This is a genomic window from Acetobacter sp. JWB, from assembly GCF_003323795.1.
Taxonomy (GTDB): Bacteria; Pseudomonadota; Alphaproteobacteria; order Acetobacterales; family Acetobacteraceae; genus Acetobacter; species Acetobacter oryzifermentans.
In genome coordinates, this window is the sequence record NZ_CP030871.1 from 611,952 (window position 1) to 628,606 (window position 16,655).

Sequence of the window (16,655 nt, forward strand, 5' to 3'; positions counted from 1 at the left end):
CATCTTGCAGGCATCCCCCGCATTAGGGGGCTGAAACACACATAAATGTTATGCGTTGCACGTTATGCGGCGGCCCGCGGGTGCACACAAGCAAGGGGTATGGCGTTATTTCTGGCCGAGCAAAATACAGGCAGCATGCCGCCATATGGTGGGGGCCACAGCAACAGCGCGTGCGTGTTGCGGCGCATCGGGCGCGCCGTGTTTTGCGCTGTGCCAGCATTATGGCGCTGGGTTTGTGGCCCATTATGGCGCAGGCTACCCAGCCCAAAGCAGCACATACACCCCAGCATGCACATGGGCGGCCTGTTACGGGTGTAGGCCGGGGGCACCACGTAGCCCCACCTGCGGCGGTGGAAGCGCGCAGTAGTACATCTGTGCAGGTAAACGCCCACCGCTACGATTACATGTTTCAATCCGCCCAGCATGAGCCAGATGCCACCACGCATCTTACGGCGGAGCTGTTGCGCAACCGCGATATTACCACCCTGCGCGGGCTGGAGCACGTAGCCCCCAACTTAACGATGCAAAGCATCAACGGCACAGCCTCCACCAACTTTTACCTGCGTGGTTCCGGGTTTAATGACTTCACCCAGAACAACATGCCCACCGTGCTGACCTATGTGGACGATGTTGCCTACCCCTATGCCGCCATGACAGACGGCATGATGTTTGATTTGGCCAGCGCCAGCGTAACCCCCGGCCCAGTAGGCACAGAGCACGGACAGTCCACCACGGGTGGGGAAGTGCATTTGCGCACGGCAGACCCAACAGATACGTGGCATTTTGGGGCATCGCAGGATATTGCCTCTTACGCCCGCAGCCGGAGCGAGGCCTATGTTTCTGGCCCATTGGCCAAGGGGCTGGATTTTCGGCTGGCGGGGCAAACACGCCAAGGCGGCGGCTGGCAGCGAGACCCCGAAAATGGAGACCATTTAGGGGATGCAGATTTATGGGCGCTTCGCGGCAAGCTGCGCTGGCGGCCGGATGATAAAACCACCATCCAGCTTGGCGGCCATTTTGTGCAGGACAACAGCGAGGTTGTAACCCCGCAAGCCGTGCACCGCATTATTGGCTCTACCCCGCTGCCCGATTACGGCATGGGAACAGATGCGCAATGGTCTTCCAATTCCACCTTTGACAAGCTGATAGGCCGCCGCGATGGGCTAAAACCCAGCGAGCACAACCAGTACTGGGGCGCAGATGTGCATATCATGCACGATTTCGGGCCGGTAACATTTACATCTGTAAGCGCGTTTGAAACCGAACGGCGTGGAGAATACACGGATCAGGATGGCACATCACGGCAGGAGGCCGATACCTACCGCACCATAGATGGCAACGTGTTTACGCAGGAAGCGCGGCTTAACGGCTCTGCCCTTGGTGGGCGGCTGAACTGGGTTGTGGGCGGGTATTATCAGCGCAGCCAGATGAACCAGCGCTTCTTCTTTAACTACACAGATTACGCCGCGCGTGGGTATATGATGTCCACCTCCTTCGGGCAGAACCAGCAGAGCGTTTCGGAATTTGGGCATGTCAGCTACCGGCTGCCGCATAACGTCACCATCTGGGCGGGGCTGCTGCATGAACTGGATGATCGCGGCATAACGGGCCTGACATCGCAGATATTTGGCGGGGCTACGCATAACTTCCACGCAGAAAACACGGCCTCCAACCAGTTTGCGGGGCAGGTGGGGGTTTCATGGCAGTTCGTGCCCAATGCCATGCTGTATTACAAAATGAGCAAGGGCTTTAAGCCCGGTGGCTTTACGGCCAACAATACGCAGGTGCAGGCGCAGCTAGACCCCTTTCACCCCGAAACGGTGCTAACATACGAGCTGGGCTTTAAATCAGACCCCATACCCAACCGTTTGCGCATTAACGGTGCAGCGTTTTATAATGATTACCACAACCAGCAGGTTGTGGGCACGGTGCTGATTCCCAATTACGGCCCGTTAAGCGAAATTACAAACGCCCCTAAATCTGAAAGCTGGGGTTTTGAGGCCACGTTGGAGGCCAACCCCATAAGCCGTTTGCACATTATGCAAAACATTGGCTGGCAGCGCGGGGATTTTCAGAACTTCCCCAATGTGGATCGCCCCGCCACCAACGCCTATTACGCCCAGCACGGCACATGGAAAGCAATGGAGCGTAACTTTGCCGGGGTGGATAATGGTTCCCCCAAACTCACACTGAATGGTGAGGCCATGTGGCGGCAGCCCTTGGGTAAAGGGTATCGGCTGGATTTTGGGCCGGATTGGCAATACCGGGGCAGTCAGGCCATTGTGGTGGGCGGCACGGGGTATCAGCGCCTGCCATCTTACTTTTTGCTGGGGGCGCACGTAACGTTCCGCCCGCCTTCGGGCAAGTGGGAAGCCACGCTTTACGCCCGCAACATTCTGGATAAACGCTACGCAGAAAGCGGCGGTATGGCCACCACCACGTATTTCTATATTCCCGGTGAGCCACGCTTTATTGGTGGGCGGGTTTCCTGCGGATTTTAAGTATTAAATCAAGTATAACAAGCGCGTGATTCACGTTTTTGAGAGAAATAGGGCGGAACTGGTCACTAAAAATCTATTTCTTATTTACGGGTAACGCTGCTTGTATTACCTCCGTTCTTGTTTTTGAAACGGAGGTCTGGTTGTGGCCGGTAAAAACGGTGCGTGCCTGATTGCTTTGGCGGTGCTTTTAGGGGCGTGCAGTTCTCGCATTGCCCTTAACGAGGCCTCCTTTCCTATTCAGGATTTGCCGGTGCAGCATTTGGTGCAAACGCCGGTGGCTTATAGTTTTGCGCCGGGCTTTGCCAAGCAGAATGCGCAAATAGCGTGCAGCCTTGGCATAAATTACACCACAAATTTAGGAGCTTCTGCAGAGGAGCGGTTGCAGCAGGCCATTCGCTCCAGCTTTGCCCATGCGCAGCAGGAAACCCCAGAAACACGCGGTTATACAATGGCCCTTTCCCTGCAAACAGCGGATGAGCAGGTAAGCGTTAAACCGGGCCTGTGGGATAACAAATACACGGTGGATACCACCCTAAAAGGCACTGTGCAGGTGCTTAACGCACAGGGCCAGCCTGTGCAGGTGGTGCCTATTACCGGGCAGGGCAGCAACACGGTGGCCGGAAGCTGCGGGGCGCTTAAACACGCCATGATGCAGGCGAGTGAAAAAGCCGTAGCCCAGATTGGCAATGACTTTGTAACAAAAGTGGCAAATGGCCATGTGCTGAATTAGCTTATGGCCAAAGCCGACCCGTTAAAAGCTGCAAGCCCTTATCTGCTACAGGGGAGATAAGGGCCCGCTTATATAGGCCATGCGTACAGATTAACATCAGGCAGAGCGTGTGTGTGTTTCTGCCTTTTGGTGGTTTTCCACAACATAGGGGCCACCTGCCTGTACGGTAATGGACAGCATGCCAATTTTGCCATCGGTAAGGTATCCATCCAGAGGCAGCAGGGCATCTCCATCTGTCCATGCGCAGCCTGCGGCTTCCGCAGCGTACCAACCTGCGGGTTTTTCTGCCTGAAGGTGCACGTTAATATTATGCACATCTTCGGCGCACAGAAGGTGTATGTTCGCAATGGCAATGCCCAGATAGCGGCGGTCATTCACAAACGGGCCAATAATATCTACCGGGCGGCTGGCGCGAGAAACAATGCGTACGGATTGTGTGTTAGGTGGCAGCATAAAGCTGTACTGGTGCGTTGTGTGGCGCGCAGGGTGCACAATAGCCCCGGACTGCGTAACAAGGTGCAGGTTGGGGTTGGTGGTTGTTTCAACATTTCTTGCAGATACATGGCATCCGGCAATGTTGTTTGTACGATAGGAGAGCGCGTGAAACAGAGGCTCCACAAAAGTACGATCTATGCATAAAGGCGCTGCGGCATCGTGCTCCCAGCTTTTGGTGGGCGCGCGCCCCAGCATAACAACGCTACCATTCTGCTGGAAGGATGCGCGGTTGCCCGTATCCAGATAGCTTTCCGTCAGCACACCATTTGCCATGATGATGGTGTGTTCTGCGGTTTCAATGTGGTAATATTCGTAAGATACAATGGATGTATCATAGAAAATGGAACTGCCATTCACCAGCATACGTGCTGGTACAAACTTGCCATGAAAGAACAGGCAATGTTCTGGTGTGATCAGCAGATCTGTGCTGGGTACATGCTCAGCCAACGCATTGGCAACAATGCGGATGGGGTAGCCTGCCTCATCCTGCGTAAGGGCGGTGTTTGCCTTTGCCGGGGCATGACCAGCCCATGTGACGCGGCTGACTTTTCTTGCACCATCTGAATAGACAAAAACAGCATCGCCAATCTGAATATCTTCAATGGCGCGCGGGCCTTGTGGTGTTTCAATCAGGGCGCCTGCAAGAAAGCAGTCGATAGTTGCGGTATCGCCATCATAGCCGATTTTATCGGGGGATTCTCCATCTACAAAGGTAAGGGAACCTACCAGAACATCATCTGCATTTGCGGCGTTAACAACTTTGTAGGTGTTACTGCCCAAAGGAACCCATTTGATATGGATGCCCGCGCTACCATCGGAAGATTGGCGGCTGCCAAAAGTGATGGCGTCGTAACTGGAAAAGTTAATAACGGAGGGAACAGTGTTTTGCGCCCCCGAAAGATTAAGATAATTGGTGTTGCCATTGTTGGGTGTTGGCCAGAAAGACGCAACAGACGTAAAACTGCCTGAAGGCTGCACGGTAGAGTTATCAATCAGAACGGTGCCGCCCGTCATATCTCCATAGCTTATCACATACAGAGAGTTGACCCGAAGCGTGCCACTGTAATCATCCATGCTGATATTGTTACCAACAGTAAAGCCAACGCGTTGCGAGGAATCTCCGGTGTAATTGTTCAACGCAATATTTGTATCACCTGTAATGGTCAGGCTGGAGATTTCAACCGCAGATGGAATGTTGATTGTCTGGTTTTGCGTGGCATTTGTGTCGATGACAACATCCGAATCTGAACCTGGGACGCCGTTAGACCAGTTAGCTGCGTTGTTCCAGTTGCTATCACCTGCGGTGCCTGTCCATGTATCGGTTGTCATAAGTTGCCCTAAAAAGTTATATAATTCGCAACATATAAACTCACGATAAGATTCTGCAAGCATTTTTAAATATATAAATGGGCAGTAATACATAATGTTTTTAGAAAAAATTATTGTGGTAATTATTTTATTTTATAAATGTAAATATAAAATTATCTATTTTATAGATATAGTATAATTAAGTTAACGTTTTGGTATTTATTGCTAATATTTTAACAAATAAATGAGATTAAATTATATTTTATAAGTATTTATTTCAAATAAGTTTACGTGTATTTAAAGTTGTTTTTATTTATTTGTGTGTTCGGGTTAACTTTTCTGGAATGCCAAAGAAAAGACACATTTTTTAATGGGGAATGCTTTTTTTATTTTATAAAAGGAAAAAACTTTTGGCAATTGTTAGTTCATGACTGTGATAAAAGGCATGAACTGACAATGCTTTACCGAAAACAGAGGGTTAGTAAATTTCGGGCACAATCATGGTGTCTGGCGTGGGCTGGCGTTCGTAATCTGCATGATACACGCGCGGTGGCAAAACCACTTCGGGGCGTGGCACAGGCTTATACGGCACTAATGAGAGCAGGTGGTTCATGCAGTTTAGCCGCGCACGCTTTTTATCTACGGCCTGCACAACCCACCACGGAGCTTCCTCGATGCTGGATTTTTCCAGCATGGTTTCCTTGGCCTTGGTGTAGGCCTCCCACCGGCGGCGGCTTTCAAGATCCATCGGGCTGAGCTTCCACTGCTTCAACCGGTCTTCCATGCGGGCGCGGAAGCGGGCTTCCTGCTCATCATCGGTGATGGAGAACCAGTATTTCACCAGCTTAATGCCGCTGCGCACCAACATGCGCTCAAATTCCGGCACAGAGCGGAAGAATTCTTCATATTCTTTATCGGTGCAAAAGCCCATTACGTGTTCCACACCGGCGCGGTTATACCAGCTGCGGTCAAACAGCACGATTTCCCCCGCAGCAGGCAGGTGCGCCACATAACGCTGGAAATACCACTGGGTTTTTTCACGGTCTGTTGGGGCGGGCAGGGCGGCCACGCGGCAGATGCGGGGGTTAAGCCGCTGGGTAATGCGTTTGATAACGCCACCTTTGCCTGCGGCATCTCGCCCTTCAAACAGCACCACAATGCGCTGGCCCGTGGCCTGCACCCAATCCTGCAACTTTACCAGTTCTGTTTGCAGGCGAACCAGTTCTCTAAAATATTCACGGCGGAAGGCGTTTTCAGATTCGGAAATGGTTCCGTCCAGATCGTCTTCCTGCAATTCCAGTTCTATTTCTTCGTCCAGGTCATCAATAATTTCCTGGCGCATCCGCTCACGTTCATGTTCTGCAGCGCGAAGTGTTTCTGTTGCCTGATCTGTCATATCCAAGGCCCTCAAGCAAAAAGCGGGGCACTTTGGGGTGCCCCGCTTATGTTGTGTTAGAAGATGTGGCGGAAGATGAAGTAAAGCACGCCGCTAATCAGCATGGCGGCGGGCAGGGTTGTTACCCATGCCATGGCCATGGCGCGCAGTGTGGCCCATTGCAGGCCGCCGCCCCCGGCAACCATGGTGCCAGCCACGCCGCTGGAAAGAATATGCGTGGTGGAAACCGGCAGGCCATAGCGTTCTGCCAGGCCAATGGTGCCCATGGCCACCAGTTCTGCCGCAGCACCCTGCGCGTAGGTGAGGTGAGTTTTGCCAATTTTTTCACCAACGGTCACAACAATGCGCTTCCAGCCCACCATGGTGCCAAGGCCCAGAGCCAGCGCCACGGCAATTTTAACCCATGTGGGAATAAAGCGTGTGCCAGCGTTAAGCTGCCCCATAAACTTGCTTAGCTCTGCGGTTTCATCCCCCGTAAAGCCAGAAACCTTGCCCATGTTGCGCACGGCTTCCGCCACCAGATACATATCTGTGCGCACGTTTGGCACGGCTGCTGCCGGAATAGCCTGGAGGGAGTGATAGCTGCCAACAGATTGCGCAATGTCATCAGACAGCACGCCAAGGGCGGAATAGATTTCCGGGCGGGCGATTGCTTTGGTGCGCAGCGCATCGGTAACCTGTGCGCGGGCTTCTTCTGCACTTGGCAGGCTAGGGGCGGGGGAGCCATGCACTTCAAACACATGCGCGGCCTGCTGTGCGGTTTGCACAAAGGCGGGCATCATGTCATCGGGCATGGCGCGGTTAAGCGCATACGCCGTAGGGGCCGCACCAATAAGAATAAGCATGATAAGGCCCATGCCCTTCTGCCCATCGTTACTGCCGTGAAAGAAGGAAACACCCGTGCAGGTGCCTACCAGCAAGCCACGGATCCACAGTGGCGGCGGGGCATCACCCTCTGGGGCGCGATACAGGGCTGCGTTGCGGATAACCAGACGCATCAGGATTAACATGCCCGCAGCCAGCACAAAGCCGCAAACGGGGGAAAACAGCAGGGCAGAAAAAACCTTGCGCACCTGAGACCAGTCCACCCCATACAGGGCGCTACCAGCAGGAGACATAAGCTGGTTTGCAAAGCCAACACCAAGGATAGACCCCACCAAAGCGTGGGAGGAGCTGTTGGGAATACCAAAGGCCCATGTGGCCAGGTTCCAGATAATGGCGGAAAGCAGCAGGGCAAAAATCATGGCATGGCCAGCGCCGCTGCCAACTTGCAAGATAAGCTCTACTGGCAGAAGCGTAACAACGCTGTACGCCACCGCCCCGGATGAAACCAGAACGCCCGCAAGGTTCCACATGCCAGACCACACAACCGCCACCAATGGGGGCAGGCTGTTGGTGTAGATGACGGTGGCCACGGCGTTTGCCGTATCGTGAAAGCCGTTTACAAATTCAAACCCCAGCGCAATCAGCAGCGCCAAGGCCAATAAAGCAAAGGCCCCAATGGCCATGCCGTTTTCACCAGCAGACCGCAGGTCTGCCAGAACACTATACCCTACAAAAACAAGAGCAGCCGTCACCACACCCATAAAGAACATGCGGAAGGCCTGGTTGGTGCCTCCCTTCATGTTTGGGCGTGGTGCGGCAGCCGGACTCAGCAACGTGCCGGACATGGATTTTTCCTGACTGTCAATTTCACTCTATGGGGGAAAAGCAGATATTTTCCCGTCCTGCTGTCAGGTTTCAGACGGCGTGGGCCGGCTTACCGGCCGCATGGGCCGCTGAAGCAGGGCGTGCACCAGCACACACCTTGCGGCGTGCGGTATGCGGCAGGGCTGCATACGGGTGCGGGGTGCCGTTACGTTCCCATACATAGAGCAAAGTGGTGCGCCAGCGCTCACGCACGGCTTCGCGCCACTTTGGCTTATGTGCATCGGGCTGCATTGCAGTAACTGGTTCAGCACACATTGTCTGCTTCTCCTCCAAACAGGATGAGCAGTCCTTTAGCCCCTTGCTGGCCTATTGTGCGTGACGCTTTCATGACAAACGTTGAGAACCGCTCGCAAAAGAGTAAGGCTAACGCTCTGAAAACATGTTATTATATTGAAATAATAATATCACATATGCGTTAAAAACATATATATACCTTCTATAGGCCGGAACGCCGCCTTTCCTCCCTACGTTGGCACCCGTGTAACGCTGTGCAGATGTATGGAAAGGTCAGGCAGAACATGTCGGTTCAGATTTCAAGAGAAGCCCTGCTGCGTGCGTATCGGAGCATGCGTACCATTCGCGTTTTTGAAGAACGCCTGCACGTGGAATTTGCCACAGGGGAAATTCCCGGATTTGTGCACCTTTATTGCGGCGAGGAAGCCTCTGCCGTGGGGGTGTGCGCTAACCTGACAGATAACGATACCATTGCCAGTACGCACCGTGGCCACGGGCACTGCATTGCCAAAGGCGTGGAAGTAGGCGGCATGATGGCCGAAATTTATGGCCGCCATACCGGTGTGTGCCGCGGTAAGGGAGGGTCCATGCATATTGCGGATCTTTCTAAAGGCATGCTGGGGGCCAATGGCATTGTGGGTGGCGGGCCACCGCTTATTTGCGGGGCTGCTCTTTCTCATAAAACGCTTAAGGATAACGGTGTGGCCGTGGCGTTTTTTGGTGATGGCGCTTCTAACGAGGGCACCACGCTGGAAAGCATGAACCTTGCCTCTGTTTGGCATCTGCCCGCTGTGTTTGTGGTGGAAGACAACGGATATGGAGAGGCCACAGGGGCATCTTACGCCTGCGCAGGCACGCAAAAGGATAGGGCCGCCGGGTTTGGCCTGCCGTATTTCTCCTGCGAAGGAGATGATTTTTTTGCAGTGTATGAAACAGCCCGCAACGCCATAGATCACGCACGCTCTGGCGAGGGGCCGGTGATGCTGCATGTGCATCTCAGCCGCTGGTATGGGCACTTTGAAGGCGATGCCATGACCTATCGCAAGGCCGGGGAAGTGGCCGAGCAAAAGAAAGATCATGATTGCCTCAAAAAGTTTCGCGCCCGCGCGGTGGCGGAAAACCTGCTGCCCGAAGGCGATATGGATGAAATAGACGCCGCCGTGGCGGATGAGGTGGAAAGCGCGGTTGTCACCGCCAAGCAGGCGCCGTGGCCGCAGGACAAAGACCTGATGGCCGATGTGTATGCGCGGTACTAACCCTTCCACCAGTTTTTCAGCCACACAGGCAAACGGGAACCAGAACAATGGGTAAAAAGAGTTTCAGACAGGCTATTAACGAAGCCCTGCGGCAGGAAATGCGGCGCGACCCACGGGTGATCCTGATGGGCGAGGATATTGCCGGGGGCCGTGGCGGCACCGCTGGCATTACAGATGCCTGGGGCGGCGTGCTGGGCGTAACCAAAGGGCTGTGGGAAGAATTTGGAGATGATCGCGTGCTGGACACGCCTATTTCCGAAGCTTCCTACATTGGTGCCGCCGCAGGTGCGGCCGCTACCGGCCTGCGCCCCGTGGCCGAGCTGATGTTTGTAGATTTTGTGGGCTGTTGTCTGGATCAGATCATGAATCAGGCGGCCAAGTTCCGCTACATGTTTGGCGGCAAGGCCACTACGCCGTTGGTTATCCGGGCCATGTATGGTGGCGGGTTTAGTGCGGCGGCCCAGCACAGCCAGGCGCTTTACCCGCTGTTTACGCATATTCCGGGGCTTAAGGTTGTTATCCCGTCATCACCCTACGAGGCCAAGGGCCTGCTGATAGAAGCTATCCGGGATGATGACCCCGTGATCTTCCTTGAAAACAAAGTGATGTATGATGATGAGGAAGACGTGCCGGATGAGGCCTATACCATCCCGTTTGGTGAAGCGAACGTGACGCGTGAAGGAGAAGATGTCACCATTGTTGCCATGGGCCGTATGGTTGGCATGGCCAACGTCGCAGCAGATGATCTGGAAAAGCAGGGCATTGGCTGTACAGTGATAGACCCGCGCACCACATCCCCGCTGGATGAAGAAACCATTTTAGAATCTGTATCCGAAACAGGCCGCCTTGTGGTGGTGGATGAAGCCAGCCCGCGCTGCAACATGGCGTGCGATATTTCTGCCCTTGTGGCGGAAAAAGCGTTTTTCAGCCTTAAAGCGCCTATCCGCCGTGTGGTGCCACCCCATACGCCAGTGCCGTTTTCCACCCCGCTGGAAAAGCTGTACATGCCGGATGCAAACAAAATTGCCGCCGCTGTGCGCTCCATTACCTCCAGCCAGAAGCAGAAGGTTGCATAAGCCATGACAGACACCATTACAGCACTGACAATGCCCAAGTTTGGCTTGGCCATGACAGAAGGCAAGCTGGCATCATGGACAGTATCTGTTGGCCAAAGCGTGCAGCAGGGTGATGAGCTGGCGGATATTGAAACCACCAAAATTACCAGCAGTTATGAAAGCCCCGCCGCAGGCGTGCTACGCAAACAGGTGGCAGAGGCAGGGGAAACCTTGCCCGTGGGCGCACTGATTGGCGTTCTGGCAGATGCTGAAACGCCAGATGTGGATATTGAAGCCTTTATCAAGAACTTTCATGCAGACAACCCGCAGGATGCCGCCGCAACGCAGGATGCCACCGCCGGGGAACCCAAGCAGATCACGGTGGGCGAGCACACGCTGAATGTGCGTGATGTAGGCACGCAGCAGGGCACGCCCATTGTGCTGGTGCATGGTTTTGGTGGAGATATCAGCAACTGGCTGCTCACGCAGGATGCTTTGGCGGCAGACAGGCGCGTGATAGCATTTGACCTGCCGGGGCATGGGGCTTCCTCTAAAAACGTGGGTACAGGCACGCTGGCGTTTCTGGCCGGTGTGGTGAGCGATCTGCTGCAAACGCTCAAGATAGAAAAAGCCCATGTGGTGGGCCATTCTTTGGGGGGCGGCATAGCGTTGACCTTGCTGCGAGACCACCCAGAGCAGGTTGCCAGCCTAAACCTGCTGGCCCCCGCCGGGCTGGGCAAGGATGTGAATGCAGATTTCATCAGCGCTTTTGTGGATAGTGAAAGCAGCCGGGATATGAAGGCTGTTTTGCAAATGCTGGTGTATAACAAGGCACTTGTTGGCCGCAAAATGGTGGATGCCGTGCTGCGTGCCCGCAGGCTGGATGGCGCGCGGGATGCTTTGCACGTTATTGCCAAGGCGTGCTTCCCTAACGGGCATCAGGCGGATGATTTGCGCTCCGTGCTGGCCGGGGCCGAAACACCTACCCAGATTTTCTGGGGCAAGGAAGATGAAATTCTTTCTGCCTCCAACGCCTCTGGCCTGCCGGATATCATACCGGTAACAGTGTTTGAAGAAACAGGCCATCTGCCGCAGCTTGAGCGTGCAACAGATATTAACAAAGCCATTGCCGTGTTTGTAAAAGACCCCGAAGCCGCGCTGAGCATGGCCCGGATGGACGCCACAGCCTAATACCCCAAGCTCTCCCCAACATGCCCCGTAATGCAGGTGCCTTCTATACATAAAGTGTAGAGGGCATCTGCATATTGTTTGTTAAAAACGCTGCATTGTTCTTTAGATATGGGAAGCCATGTTATGACATGCACGCATTTCCGGCACGCTGAATCCGGGTGCATGAAATTGATCTGGATCAAGGGAGAGGCGATCAGAAAGCGGTGATACTCCTAAGCGTGATCACAAGGGCGCCGCGTGCCGGGCCCTTGTGCCAGAACAAGGAGGATAAAATGACCAGTTACGTGAATACAGGCCGCTCCCCAGTTGTGCGTGTTCCTGTTGGCACGGTACGGGTGGCAGATCCGTTTTCTGTTCTGCAGCGGCAGATGAGCCGTTTGTTTGAAGATTTCAAAACACCAGAAGGGGCAGCCGCCGCTACAAGCCGCTTGGGTGCAACCGATATTACAGAAAACGCTAGCGCCTACGTGGTTGCCACGGAAGTGCCGGGTTGTTCTGAAAATGATATCAAGCTGGGCACAGCCAACGGGCTGCTGACCATTAGCGGCGAAAAGAAAAAGCCCGAACTGGCAGAAGGCACAAAGCACCACGTTGCGGGCCGCCAGTTTGCTGCTTTTGAAGATTCCTTTGCTATTCCCGAAGATGTGGATGTGGATAAAATTTCTGCCAGCATTAAAAACGGTGTGCTGACAGTAACCATGCCCAAAAAAGCAGAAGCCAAACCGGCAGAACGCCAGATTGCCATTAAGGCAGGCTGAAAACAGCGGAACCTTAAAACCCCGCTAGGAAAGATAGATTTATGAGCACGAAAAACAAAACAGTACAGATCGGCAGCACCAAATACGAAATGCTGGGCGTTATCAATGATGGTGACAGCAAGGTGCGGCTGAAGGACTGCGCAGGCAAGGTGGAGGAAATGACAAGTGATTCCTTCATTACCCAGTTGAACGAAGGCAAGGCCAAGTATCTGGACTAATTAAGAAGCCGGATAGAAAGGTGTTGCTGTTGGCAGGGTGTATAAAGGCCCGCATTGTGGGGTTTACCCAACACACAAAGCGGGCGCTTTAAAAATACAGGGGCAGGCAGGATGCGGTGAACCTGCCTGGTCTGGCCCTTATACGGGTGGGCCGCCCCTGTGTGGCAGGTTTGCGTTATCAGGTTCCCGCACTGGCTGATGTTTTCAACAGGCCGGTGCGGGAATGCTTTTTTATAAACGGTGTAAAGTGTGGCTTAGTCCATCCGCACGGGTGGGCGCACAAAGCCATCCAGCCAATCCGTAAAGCAGGCAATCATGCCGCGGAATGGCCCATACAGTTCAAACTGATGTTGCCGATACAGCGCCATATGGCCCAAACGCGCGCTAAGGCCGTGCATAAAGCCGCCGCCAAAGGTTTTGCCATCTGCAAATGCGCCCCAGCCGTTGTAATCCCCCAAGGCCACAATGGCCCCGCGGTTTCTGAACTTAAAGGCAGGCACGGGCTTTTTGTTAAAGATAAAGCCCGGCAGATAGCGTGCCAGATGGTGTGCTTGCTGGCGGGCCACCTGTGCGGTGGGGGCCAACGGGCTATCGCTAATAAAGGCGCAATCCCCCACAGCAAAAATGCTGTCATCCAGCGTGGTTTGCAAATTGGGGCGCACCAAAAACTGGCCGCCACGCCCACATTCCAAACCATCCATTTGGCGGGTAACATCGGGGGCTTTTACGCCCGCCGCCCAAACGCGAAACTGTGCATCTACACGGGAGCCATCTTTAAGCATAAAGCCGTGTTCATCTGCACCGCTTACCATTGTGCTGGTAAGCACCTTGATCTTAAGTGCTTCAAGCTGCTTTTGCGCGGCGGCAGATACATTTTTGGGGAAGGCAGGCAAAATGCGCGGCCCGGCTTCTAACAATGTTACGCGCATTTCCGGCGTAACAGGCGTGAAGTTGTACAAAGAGCCAATATCCAGCGCCTTGTGCAGTTCAGCCGCAAGCTGCACGCCTGTAGCGCCCCCGCCAACAATGGCAATATCCAGCGGAGATCCTCGGCCATAGGCCTGAATAACCGCATGGCGGAAGCGCTCGTTAAAGTTATTGGCTTCTACAATGTTGTCTAGGAAGATGCAGTTTTCCACCACGCCCGGTGTGCCAAAATCATTCGCACGGCTGCCAATGGCAAAAATCAGCACATCGTAATCCAGATACCGCTCATCCAGCAGCACCTCGTGGTCTTCTTCTTCCAGCGGGGCCAACTTCAGGCGTTTGGCGGCGCGGTCTATCCCGGCAATTTCACCATAGCAAAAGCGGAACCCATGCGCCGCAGCGTGGGAGATAAAGGTGATGCGGTCATTCTCGTTTCTGGCTGTGCCCGCAGCAAAGCAGTGTAACATGGGCTTCCACACATGGCTGAAGCCCTTGTCCACCAACGTAATATCTAACTTGCCGGAGCGCCCAAGGCTATTGCCCAGCCGCGTTGCAATAGCCATGCCTGCAACACCGCCGCCAACAATAACCACCCTAAACCGATCACTCATCCCACAATATCCCCCTTGCTCCGCACCATGCGGTGCGGAGGAGTGCCGTGCAATCCACTACTTGTTGATCTCACGCACCCGTTTATTGTGTTCTACCGTGGTACGCGCCGTTTTGATGCCCAAAGCGGGCGTAATTAGGAAGCGGCTAAATCCACCACACCAATTACACCTTCTTCGGTGCCAAAACCCAGCGTGCAGCCATCTGGGCTATAGGCCAGCGCCGTAATGGCCCCCGCCTTGCCCAGTGATACGGGCAAAACCCGCTGGGTAGATGGTTCCATCATTACAACGGTACCATCTGCAAAGCCAGCGGCCACAACCTCTTGCTCTGGGTGAAAGGCTACGCGGGTGCACAGCGCACCGCCTGCGCCCGGCAGTTCCATGGGTGGTTTGCCCATAGGGCCACCCCCAAAAAATGGCCACATCACAACGATGTCAGCACCGCTGGTGGCCAGCCATTTGCCGTTTTTGGAAAAGGAGAGCGAGCGCACCTTGGTAGGGTATCCGCTCATGCGTATGTTGTGGCCATCTGCCAGCCGCCAACCGTGCAGGTCATTATCCTGCATGGCGGTTACAACGGCATCACCCGCCGGGTGCATGGCAATATCAAGGTGGCTGCCTTTCCATTCCAACTGGCGGGGCTTGCCATCTTTGGATTGGGTGAACCACACAGAAACACCATTGTAGTGAGAAACCGCAATGCGCTTGCCTTTGGGGTCAAACACAATGCCGCCCACGGTGGTGGGGTGTTCCAGCGTGCGGGTTACGGTGCGGCCCGTGGCATCGCGCAGTTCTACATTTTTGCCCGCAGCGGCGGCAATTACGGCAGATTTGGCATCTGCATAGGTGGTAATATGTTCCACCCAGCGGCGGCCTTTGCCCAGTTCCTCAATCTCGCCAGATGGATCAAGGCGGCACAGGCGGCCATCATCACCCCCCGTTAAAAAGCAATCGGGCAGCGTATCGGCAGAAAGGCAAAGGGCAGGGCCATCATGCACGGCATAGGTGTTCCATGCCTCTGGCGTAAGCTGGTCTTCACGGTGTACCACCACCACATCACCTTCACCCGTGGTAAAGGCAAAGCGGCTGTTATCCCGCGTGGCGGCGCAGGCGGTAATTTCACCTTCCATCTGTAGATGGGCGCCGCGTTTTTCAATAAGGCCGCGTAGGCTTTGTGTCTCGGTGCTCATGCGGCAATGCAGCTTTCAAGCCCGCGGCGCAGTTGGGGCCGGTTGAGGTTGCGGCCAATAAACACAAGGCGGCTTTCACGCGGTTCATCTTTCTTCCACGGGCCGATGTTGTCTCCATCCGCCATCATGTGCACGGCCTGAAAAGCAAAGCGATCATGCTGGCCTGCAAAATCCAGAATGCCCTTGGTGCGCAGGATATCTCCGCCTTTTTCCTGCAACAATGCGCTTACCCATGCCTGAAAGCGCCCGGCATCTAAGGGCTGCTTGACGGTAAGGGAAACGCTGGTGATATCCCCTTCATGGTGATGTTCTGGCGTGTGTTCCAGAAAATCCGGGGCGTTTTCCAAAATGCGTTCCAGATCAAACCCGCCGCGGTCCATTACGTCTGTAAGCTTTACGTTGCCTTTTTTGGCGGGGTAGATGGGCGCTGCGGCATTGATCTTGCGTATGGCGTCTTCCACCGTTTTTAGCTCGGCGGCATCTACAAGGTCTGTCTTGTTCAGGATAATTACATCTGCAAAGGCAACCTGCTCGTGCGCTTCGGGGCTTTCCGTTAGCGTGGTCAGGAAGTTACTGGCGTCCACCACGGTTACCACGGCGTCCAGCTTGGTTTTTGCACGCACATCTTCATCGGCAAAAAAGGTTTGGGCCACGGGGGCAGGGTCTGCCAAGCCGGTGGTTTCTACAATAATGCCATCAAATTTGCCGCGCCGTTTCATCAGCCCGTTTAAAATACGGATCAGGTCTCCGCGCACGGTGCAACAGATGCAGCCATTGTTCATTTCGAACACTTCTTCATCTGCATCCACAACCAGATCGTTATCCACGCCCAGTTCGCCAAATTCGTTAATCACCACGGCGTATTTGCGGCCGTGCTCGGCAGTTAGGATGTGGTTGAGCAGCGTGGTTTTGCCCGCGCCCAAAAAGCCGGTCAGCACGGTTACCGGTATGCGGCTATCGGGCGCGGCGGCGCTTGCAGGCGCTGAAGATGCATCGGACATCGGGAATGAACCTTTCCAGTACAAACAACTGTTGCAACATATAGGGTGCAATAGCGCTCTAGGCCAGAACCTAA

Annotated in this window: 14 protein-coding genes; 7 read left to right on the forward strand and 7 right to left on the reverse strand. The window is 54.4% G+C overall.

The features are described from left to right. Positions 1–50: 50 nt before the first annotated feature. Both DS739_RS02905 and DS739_RS02910 read left to right on the forward strand, forming a co-directional pair. A complete protein-coding gene (locus DS739_RS02905) occupies positions 51–2,501 on the forward strand; it encodes a TonB-dependent receptor (protein WP_006117109.1) in 2,451 nt (816 codons plus the stop codon). Between the two features lie 142 nt (positions 2,502–2,643). Further along, positions 2,644–3,231, forward strand: a complete 588-nt coding sequence (locus DS739_RS02910; RefSeq protein ID WP_006117110.1) for a hypothetical protein — start codon at positions 2,644–2,646, stop codon at positions 3,229–3,231. A gap of 96 nt (positions 3,232–3,327) precedes the next feature. On the opposite strand, the gene DS739_RS02915 is transcribed toward DS739_RS02910, so the two are convergent. The 4 genes from DS739_RS02915 to DS739_RS02930 form a co-directional block, all read right to left on the reverse strand. Next, positions 3,328–5,055 (reverse strand): Hint domain-containing protein, encoded by a 1,728-nt coding sequence (locus DS739_RS02915; RefSeq protein ID WP_035354310.1) that lies wholly within the window; start codon positions 5,053–5,055, stop codon positions 3,328–3,330. A 457-nt stretch (positions 5,056–5,512) separates the two neighbouring features. Beyond that, positions 5,513–6,430 (reverse strand): polyphosphate kinase 2, encoded by a 918-nt coding sequence (gene ppk2 / locus DS739_RS02920; protein ID WP_035354181.1) that lies wholly within the window; start codon positions 6,428–6,430, stop codon positions 5,513–5,515. A gap of 56 nt (positions 6,431–6,486) precedes the next feature. Continuing rightward, positions 6,487–8,100: an inorganic phosphate transporter gene (locus DS739_RS02925; RefSeq protein WP_006117113.1), complete on the reverse strand. Its 1,614-nt coding sequence runs from the start codon at positions 8,098–8,100 to the stop codon at positions 6,487–6,489. Between the two features lie 70 nt (positions 8,101–8,170). Further along, entirely contained in the window at positions 8,171–8,395 is a 225-nt protein-coding gene (locus DS739_RS02930; RefSeq protein ID WP_170315329.1) for a hypothetical protein, read from the reverse strand. Positions 8,396–8,634: 239 nt separating this feature from the next. Between DS739_RS02930 and DS739_RS02935 the strand changes: the two genes are divergently transcribed. The 5 genes from DS739_RS02935 to DS739_RS14260 all read left to right on the forward strand — a co-directional run bounded on the left by DS739_RS02935 (position 8,635) and on the right by DS739_RS14260 (position 12,852). Then, entirely contained in the window at positions 8,635–9,630 is a 996-nt protein-coding gene (locus DS739_RS02935; protein WP_035354178.1) for a thiamine pyrophosphate-dependent dehydrogenase E1 component subunit alpha, read from the forward strand. Between the two features lie 47 nt (positions 9,631–9,677). After that, entirely contained in the window at positions 9,678–10,706 is a 1,029-nt protein-coding gene (locus DS739_RS02940) for an alpha-ketoacid dehydrogenase subunit beta (protein ID WP_035354176.1), read from the forward strand. Between the two features lie 3 nt (positions 10,707–10,709). After that, complete coding sequence (locus DS739_RS02945) at positions 10,710–11,876, forward strand: acetoin dehydrogenase dihydrolipoyllysine-residue acetyltransferase subunit (protein WP_006117117.1); 1,167 nt, start codon at positions 10,710–10,712, stop codon at positions 11,874–11,876. Between the two features lie 203 nt (positions 11,877–12,079). Beyond that, on the forward strand, positions 12,080–12,634 hold the full coding sequence (locus DS739_RS02950; protein ID WP_170315330.1) for an Hsp20/alpha crystallin family protein: 555 nt from the start codon (positions 12,080–12,082) through the stop codon (positions 12,632–12,634). 41 nt (positions 12,635–12,675) lie between these two features. Continuing rightward, the gene (locus DS739_RS14260; protein ID WP_006117119.1) at positions 12,676–12,852 is read left to right on the forward strand and encodes a hypothetical protein; all 177 of its coding nucleotides are present in this window, start codon (positions 12,676–12,678) and stop codon (positions 12,850–12,852) included. A 254-nt stretch (positions 12,853–13,106) separates the two neighbouring features. Here the strand turns inward: DS739_RS14260 and DS739_RS02960 are convergent, their stop codons facing one another. The 3 genes from DS739_RS02960 to DS739_RS02970 form a co-directional block, all read right to left on the reverse strand. Then, positions 13,107–14,390: an NAD(P)/FAD-dependent oxidoreductase gene (locus tag DS739_RS02960; protein ID WP_006117120.1), complete on the reverse strand. Its 1,284-nt coding sequence runs from the start codon at positions 14,388–14,390 to the stop codon at positions 13,107–13,109. A 134-nt stretch (positions 14,391–14,524) separates the two neighbouring features. Beyond that, positions 14,525–15,580 carry a WD40 repeat domain-containing protein gene (locus tag DS739_RS02965; protein WP_006117121.1) on the reverse strand — a complete coding sequence of 352 codons (1,056 nt, stop codon included), beginning with the start codon at positions 15,578–15,580 and terminating at the stop codon, positions 14,525–14,527. Continuing rightward, entirely contained in the window at positions 15,577–16,581 is a 1,005-nt protein-coding gene (locus DS739_RS02970) for a GTP-binding protein (RefSeq protein WP_035354171.1), read from the reverse strand. Before DS739_RS02970 ends, DS739_RS02965 begins: the two co-directional genes overlap by 4 nt. Positions 16,582–16,655 lie beyond the last annotated feature (74 nt).

What these genes read in the sequence shown, in the direction of transcription:
- DS739_RS02960 (WP_006117120.1), bottom strand. Translation starts at nt 14,390, where the DNA reads ATGAGTGATCGGTTTAGGGTGGTTATTGTTGGCGGCGGTGTTGCAGGC.
- DS739_RS02965 (WP_006117121.1), bottom strand. Translation starts at nt 15,580, where the DNA reads ATGAGCACCGAGACACAAAGCCTACGCGGCCTTATTGAAAAACGCGGC.
- DS739_RS02905 (WP_006117109.1), top strand. Translation starts at nt 51, where the DNA reads ATGCGTTGCACGTTATGCGGCGGCCCGCGGGTGCACACAAGCAAGGGG.
- DS739_RS14260 (WP_006117119.1), top strand. Translation starts at nt 12,676, where the DNA reads ATGAGCACGAAAAACAAAACAGTACAGATCGGCAGCACCAAATACGAA.
- DS739_RS02925 (WP_006117113.1), bottom strand. Translation starts at nt 8,100, where the DNA reads ATGTCCGGCACGTTGCTGAGTCCGGCTGCCGCACCACGCCCAAACATG.
- ppk2 (WP_035354181.1), bottom strand. Translation starts at nt 6,430, where the DNA reads ATGACAGATCAGGCAACAGAAACACTTCGCGCTGCAGAACATGAACGT.
- DS739_RS02935 (WP_035354178.1), top strand. Translation starts at nt 8,635, where the DNA reads ATGTATGGAAAGGTCAGGCAGAACATGTCGGTTCAGATTTCAAGAGAA.
- DS739_RS02930 (WP_170315329.1), bottom strand. Translation starts at nt 8,395, where the DNA reads ATGTGTGCTGAACCAGTTACTGCAATGCAGCCCGATGCACATAAGCCA.
- DS739_RS02915 (WP_035354310.1), bottom strand. Translation starts at nt 5,055, where the DNA reads ATGACAACCGATACATGGACAGGCACCGCAGGTGATAGCAACTGGAAC.
- DS739_RS02940 (WP_035354176.1), top strand. Translation starts at nt 9,678, where the DNA reads ATGGGTAAAAAGAGTTTCAGACAGGCTATTAACGAAGCCCTGCGGCAG.
- DS739_RS02970 (WP_035354171.1), bottom strand. Translation starts at nt 16,581, where the DNA reads ATGTCCGATGCATCTTCAGCGCCTGCAAGCGCCGCCGCGCCCGATAGC.
- DS739_RS02945 (WP_006117117.1), top strand. Translation starts at nt 10,710, where the DNA reads ATGACAGACACCATTACAGCACTGACAATGCCCAAGTTTGGCTTGGCC.